Source organism: Halomonas sp. OfavH-34-E (assembly GCF_024124525.1).
GTDB classification, from domain to species: Bacteria; Pseudomonadota; Gammaproteobacteria; order Pseudomonadales; family Halomonadaceae; genus Halomonas; species Halomonas litopenaei.
The window spans coordinates 22,195-28,643 of record NZ_JAMXRY010000064.1; the positions used below are offsets into that span (position 1 = coordinate 22,195).

Consider the following 6,449-nt stretch of genomic DNA (forward strand, 5'->3'; position numbering starts at 1 on the left):
GTCGACGTGGCCGGTGAATGGCAGTGCAAGCGGCTTCTGGCACAAGGGCTGGAGGTTCTGGCACAAGGGCCGGAGGTCAGGACTCGTTGGCCGAGCGCTTGGTGTCGTCGCCATCCGAGGCTTGGCGCCGGGGGATTTCCTCGACCCGGGTCAGGATGTCCTCGTCGGCCTCGAACAGGGTCTCGAGCTCCTTGGCCGCCTGCCGCACGGTCTGCATCTGCTTCTTCTCGTTGCCGAAGACCTCGAGCTGACGCCGCAGGGTCTCCTCGTCGTGGGGGCGGAAGGTGTCGATGGTGTGCTGGGCCTGGTCGCGGGGCACACCGAGTCCGATCAGCACCTCACGGGTCATTTCCAGGCTCGCCGGCAGCAGCTCACGAAGGATAAAGCCGACCTTGGCACGCATCAGCAACTGGGCATGGTGACGATCTCGGGCACGTGCATAGATCTTGAGGTGGGGGAAGCGCTTGCTGGCGCGATGGATGATGCGCATCGAGATATCCGGATCGCCGACCGCGACCACCAGCACCTGGGCATGACGCGCGCCGGCGGCATCCAGCAGGTCCAGTCGGGTAGCGTCGCCGTAGTACACCTTGTTGCCGTAGCGACGCACGAAGTCGACGTGGTCGGCATTGATGTCGAGGACGGTGTAGGGGATCTCGAGCCCTTGAAGCGCACGCCCCATGATCTGACCGAAGCGACCGAAGCCGACCAGAATGATGCGTGGCGAATCATCGTCCATGGCATCGAAGTCACGCTTGGGCCGAGGCTTCTTGAACAATGGCCGCACCAGCCGTTCGTGGCCCAGAAACAGGATCGGGGTGGCGGCCATGGACAGCGACACTACCAGCACCAGAACGTGCACGAGGTCCTGCGCCAGCAAGGCGGCTGAACCCGCGGCGGTCAACAGCACGAAGGCGAATTCTCCGCCCTGTGACAACAGCACGCCGAGGGTGGTGGTCTCGCGCCAGCCGCAGCGGTAGACCCGAGCGGCGATCATCAGGCTGGCGCCCTTGGCCAGCAGCAGCAGTGCGGTCAGCCCCAGCACCAGCCCAGGGGACTGTGCCAGCAGGCCGACCTTGGCGGTCATGCCCACCGCCATGAAGAATAGCCCCAGCAGCAGACCGCGAAACGGTTCGATGTCGGCCTCGATGCTGTGGCGATACTCGGAATCGGCCAGCAGGATACCGGCGATAAAGGCGCCAAGTGCCATGGACAGTCCGGCAAGCTCCATCAGCAGGGCGGCACCGATCAGTACCAGCAACGACATGCCGGCGAACACTTCGCGGCTGTCGGTGGCTGCGGCCAGGCGGAACAGCGGCGGCAGCAGCTTGCGCCCGCCAAAGATCAGACCGGTGAAGGCGGCGACGGCGATGGCGACTTCTTTGAGCACCGCAGTCATGCCGCCGCTGACCAGCGAGTCGGCGGCCAGGATCGGAATCACCGCCAGTACCGGAATGGCCGCCATGTCCTGGAACAGCAGCAGCGCAAAGGCATGGCGTCCGTGGCGGCTGTTGAGTTCCTGGCGCTCGCCCAGCAGGTGCAGTACCAGTGGCGTAGAGCACAGCCCCAGACTGAAGCCCACCACCGCCGCCGCCACCGGCGGAAGGCCCAGTGCCAGGGCGGTCAGGCCCAGCACCAGGGTAGTGATGGCCACCTGCAGGCTGCCAAAGCCGAACACCGCCTTGCGCATCAGCTTGAGCCGCGCCGGTTTCAGCTCCAGGCCGATGACGAACAGCAGAAAGACGATACCGACCTGCGAAAACTGCAGTACCCCTTCGGCGTCCGGTACCAGGCCGAGGGCCGAGGGACCGATCAGCACGCCGGCGATCAGGTAGCCGAGCACTTCCCCCAGGCCAAGGCGTTTGATGATCGGGACCACCAGCACCGCCGCAGTGAGAAAGATCAAGACGTTGAGAAGCAGCGCGGTGGCCAAGGTCGGGTCTCCAGGGCGGCTCGTGGGTGGGCCCCATAGCATACCTGATGTCACCGGCATGCATGTTATGCCGATAGCAGCGTGGGCGCTGGGGCGGGGCTCTGTTGCAGGAGGGCTCTGTTACAGGGCGTTGATGCAGGGTTCTGGTGCAGGGCTCTGATGCAGGGCTCTGAGGCGGAGCTTTGCTGCGGTGTGCTGGTGCCGCGGCTGGTTCGCGGTGCTGGACAGCCCCCGGCGTCACGGCACCTTTAGCGCCGTGGGCCGCAGCGGGGGCTTCTGCTCATTCGGACGAGAGGCTGTCCTCACCGAGGGCGACATAGCCTGGCAGTGCCTGGATACGTTGGATCCAGGCACGAATGCCGGGAAAGGCGCCGAGATCGAAGCCGCCTTCGTGGGCCACATGGGTGTAGGCGTAGAGCGAGATGTCGGCGATGGTGGGGTGCTCGCCCACCAGAAAGGGCGTAGCCTCCAGCTGACGCTCCATGACGCCGAGCGCCTTGTAGCCGCCTTGCTGCTTGGCGTCGAATTCGGCCCGCCGGTCCTCCGGCATTCCCAGGTAGAGCGAGATGAAGCGCGCCACGGCGATGTAGGGCTCATGACTGTACTGTTCGAAGTATTGCCACTGCAGCACCTTGGCATGGCGGTAACGATCCTCGGGCAGCCACTCACTGCCGCTGGCCAGGTAGTGGAGGATAGCGTTGGATTCCGCCAGAAAGCGTCCATCATCCAGCTCGAGCAGGGGGATCTTGCCGTTGGGGTTGCGGCCCAGGAAGTCTTCTTCGCGGGTGTCCCCGGCCAGGATGTCGATGCCTATCCACACCATGCGAATGTCCAGCAGCGATGCCAGCAGCTTGATCTTGTAGCAGTTTCCCGAGCGTGTATCGCCGTAGAGATTCATGGAGGTGTCCCCTGGTGCATGGATGATGAGTCTATGGTGTCACTATTGCGGGAGGCGGGAAGGTCGACAGCGCGATTCGGCACTGAGCGACGCTGCGGGAGTCGCAGTGGCATCTGGCAGCTTCTATCCTGTTCCAGGCGGTCAGGGCCGCCCCGTACCGAAGGGTAGTCTACCCCTTGTAGCATGGAGCTGCGCCCCAGTAGCAAGAGCGGCGAGAGTGGCAAGCGCGGCAGGATGGGCAAGAGCGTCGAGCTGGCCCGACTCGAAGTCAAGGATGCCGGAGGTAAGGCGATGGATGACAGGCGTGCCGCAAGGTGGCCAGCACGACTGCTTGGCCTGTTGGTGCTGGCGATAGCGTTGGTTGCACTGGCCGCCGGGGGCTACCTGCTGGCGCTGGGGGGCTCGGCGTACTACGTGCTGGCGGCGGGGGGGCTGGCGCTGACCGGATGCGGCCTGATGGCACGATGGCGCCTCGCCCCGGGGCTTTACGCTTTACTGCTTGGAGCAACCCTTGGCTGGGCACTGTGGGAAGTGGGGCTGGACGCCTGGCGCCTGCTGCCGCGTCTGGGCCTGCCGGCATTGCTGGGGCTGGTGCTGCTGTTGCCCTGGTTCTCCCGCGGTGCCTACGCCTGCTGCAGGCAGGCGCTGGGATTGATGACGCTCTCTTGCTTGTCCTTGCTGCTGTTGCTGGCCTTTCTCCCTGCTGTCGAACCGTCCTTGTCTTCGCGTCCTGAGAGTCATGGCTCCTCGGTGCCCAAGGCCCCGGCAAACCCCCAGGGTGAGTCCGCCACTGGCCTTGATGCGCTATGGCGTCTCGAGCTGGAGCAGGAGAGGGCGGAGGCAGAGACAGAGAACCACTTGGCCACCGCCTTCCCTCTGGTCATCATCGACGACCGACTGATTGTCTGTACCTCGAGCGGCATCGAAGCTCGCATGGTCGCTACCGGCGAGCGTCTTTGGTCACACCCGAACAGCGACGGAAAGGGCAACGAGGACAATATCGAGCCGCTGGGGCCCTGTCGCACGCTTGCCTATCACGATGCCGCTGAGCGAACGCAGGATATGGTCGAGGGCGTCTTTGTGCCGACCCCCGGGGAGGGCGAGCCGGATCCGCTGGAAATGTCGACGACCCATGAAGGTGCCGGGGAAGAGGGGGTCGCGGAAAGCGATCTGGTCTGTCCGCAGCGGCTGTTCGTTGTCACCCGAGATCGGCGCTTGCTGGCGCTGGATGCCGACACCGGCAGACACTGCGAGAGTTTCGGCACCGACGGCCAGGTCGACCTGGCCGAAGTGGCTGACGTGGCCGAAGTGGCCGAAGTGGCTGACATGAGTGCCGACACATCCGCCGAGATGCTGAAGGGAGCCGCCGGCATCCAGGTCACCTCGCGACTGGTACTGCTTACGGGGTTCAGCCACGAGGTGGTGGCGCTGGACATCGCCACCGGCGATCGCATCTGGCGCTGGCGGCCCGAGACGCCAGGCGCCGACAACCTTCGCATCGTCGCCGTCGATGAGACCCAGGGCTTGCTGATGGTGGCTGACCCTGCTGCCTCTGGGGCCGAGCGCCGCGACAACACCCGAGATGAGAGTGAGCAGGGCCCGGGAGGCCGGGTGACGGCGCTGGAAGTGACCACCGGCGAACCGCTATGGACGCGAGCGCTGGATCTTGCCCCCATGCCTGGCGAAGGGGCGATGCCTGTCGATGCGGCGATCACGGCGTCGACGGCAGCAAAGGACGTTGTCATGGTCAGCCTGGACGATCGACCCCAGGCCGCGGTGGTGGCGACGAGCGAGGGCCGACTGTTGATGCTGGACATGCCAAGCGGGGAGACCCTGGCGTCGCTCGACCTGAGGCCACCACCGCCGCTGTCGGCTGAGACCTGGCGAACCCCGCCCTCTGACCCGAAGGCACTGCGCGAACGTGACATGTGGGGACTTTCGCCGGTGGATCAACTGCTTTGCCGTATTCGCCTGCGGGCCAGGGACAGCGCTGGGCCAGTCACCTTGCCGGCGTCGCTGGAGCGGCTGATCAGACCGACGGTACCCTTGGCGTCGCGCCGTATGGCGCTGAGGCTCGGCCCGGATGGGCAAGCGCTCTACGCCAGCGTCGGCTCCCGTGGTGCCGACCCTCGTCATCCCTGGCTATCCTGTCGTACGCCTCCCTGGGGGGAGCTGGTCAAGGTCGAGCTGTCCGCGCTTTACGCTCTGCGCGGCAGTGATGGTAGTGATGATAGTGATGGTAGCGATAGCTCGGCGATCGTCTGGCGTCGCACCGTCGGTGACCTCGACGTCGAACTGCCTCAGGAGTTGCGCTTGCCGTTCGAGCTTTCGCTGCCTGTCGGAACGGCGAATCTGTCGGCACCGATGATGCTCTCGGGTAGTTCCGGCGATGCAGCGGTGGTCGTCGCGGACCAGACAAGGTCAGTCGCGCTCTACGCCTTCGCTCTGGATGATGGTCGGGCATTGTGGCACCAGCGAATGGTCGAGGGGGCGCGGGGTGCAAGCCAACTCACTCACCAGGGCAGGAGCGAGGCGAACGTGGTGGCGCTTGTCCTGCCGCAAGGTGCAGCGTCTCCAGACCATGCCGCCGAACTGGTGGTGTACGCAGCGCCCGAGGCTTTGCCCCAAGGGGGTGGCGCGAAGTGAGCGAGTGCGGGCGTCGGTCCCGCGGCGCCCGACCATGGCTATGCTGAAAAACAACATTGCAGGTTACGCAGGGGGCACCCATGAGAACCATGTTGATTGTCGTCGTCGGGGTGGTCGTGGTCCTGGTGTTGCTGTGGCGCTGTCCCAAGCCGCGACAGCACACCGCCATGTGGATATTCAGCCTCGCCTGGCTGGCGATATGCGCCTGGAACCTGAGCGTCGGGCTGTCGCACGGCTACGCCCTGGGCGAAGAGTTGCTGGTCCATGCGCTGCTTTACGGGGTACCCGTGGGGCTTGGCTGGTGGCGGGTGTGCAGGGAGCCGTCCTCGATCTGACTAGTGCAACAGAGGCTGGCGCTCTGTTCAGTCGCCGGGCGCCTTTTGTTTATAGTGGCCGGGGATCTTGACGCGCTCGCCATTGGGCAGCGTCTTTACGTGGGTGGGAACGTAGACTCGCTTGATGACACTCTTGGATGTCGCCATGACGGACCTCCTGCATGTTCCATGGAGAGGACCTCCGATAGTCCTCATCACTACCAGAGCCTGATGAGGTTGTAAATGAGAGCATATATCTTTTGTCATCAAATCACATTTGACCTGCATCAAGGGAAGCGACCATTGCCTGCGCAGCGAGTGCGGGGCTAGACCGATGAGCACCCACGCCCCCCTGATCGAACATCGACACTATCCAGACCGAGTGTTGAGTGACCGCCACGACTTTCAGCAGCTGTTGCTGGGCCGCGGCGGCATGGTGGAACTGGACGTTGGCGGACGTGGTCTGCGCGTAGGGCCGGGCGTACTGGCCCCGGTCCCCAGCGGCGAGACCCACCACTATCTCGCGCCGGGGGCCAACGACATTCTGGTGCTCGACCTGCCGGTGGCCTGGTGCCAGGCCCTGGGGGTGGAGGGGATCTTCGAAAACGAGCGAGCGAGGGGCTATCGCGCGCCGGCGAGCCTGGTCGAGGCGGCGCCC

4 protein-coding genes and 1 pseudogene are annotated in these 6,449 nt (G+C 64.9%); 3 read left to right on the forward strand and 2 right to left on the reverse strand.

Translation table 11 applies throughout. The annotated features are described in order from the left end of the window. Positions 1-76 precede the first annotated feature (76 nt). Positions 77-1,933 (reverse strand): monovalent cation:proton antiporter-2 (CPA2) family protein, encoded by a 1,857-nt coding sequence (locus tag NH448_RS20745; protein WP_253029365.1) that lies wholly within the window; start codon positions 1,931-1,933, stop codon positions 77-79. A gap of 280 nt (positions 1,934-2,213) precedes the next feature. Next, the gene (locus NH448_RS20750) at positions 2,214-2,831 is read right to left on the reverse strand and encodes a glutathione S-transferase family protein (RefSeq protein WP_045991233.1); all 618 of its coding nucleotides are present in this window, start codon (positions 2,829-2,831) and stop codon (positions 2,214-2,216) included. A gap of 291 nt (positions 2,832-3,122) precedes the next feature. Between NH448_RS20750 and NH448_RS20755 the strand changes: the two genes are divergently transcribed. From NH448_RS20755 to NH448_RS20765, 3 genes and pseudogenes are all read left to right on the forward strand, one after another. Next, entirely contained in the window at positions 3,123-5,477 is a 2,355-nt protein-coding gene (locus NH448_RS20755) for a PQQ-binding-like beta-propeller repeat protein (protein ID WP_162197820.1), read from the forward strand. A gap of 80 nt (positions 5,478-5,557) precedes the next feature. After that, entirely contained in the window at positions 5,558-5,812 is a 255-nt protein-coding gene (locus tag NH448_RS20760) for a hypothetical protein (RefSeq protein WP_045991231.1), read from the forward strand. A 313-nt stretch (positions 5,813-6,125) separates the two neighbouring features. Beyond that, a pseudogene (locus tag NH448_RS20765) lies at positions 6,126-6,449 on the forward strand (AraC family transcriptional regulator); the annotation flags it as partial.

Bases quoted from the DNA above. Each gene is read 5' to 3' on its own strand.
- NH448_RS20750 (WP_045991233.1), bottom strand. From the start codon at position 2,831: ATGAATCTCTACGGCGATACACGCTCGGGAAACTGCTACAAGATCAAG.
- NH448_RS20755 (WP_162197820.1), top strand. From the start codon at position 3,123: ATGGATGACAGGCGTGCCGCAAGGTGGCCAGCACGACTGCTTGGCCTG.
- NH448_RS20760 (WP_045991231.1), top strand. From the start codon at position 5,558: ATGAGAACCATGTTGATTGTCGTCGTCGGGGTGGTCGTGGTCCTGGTG.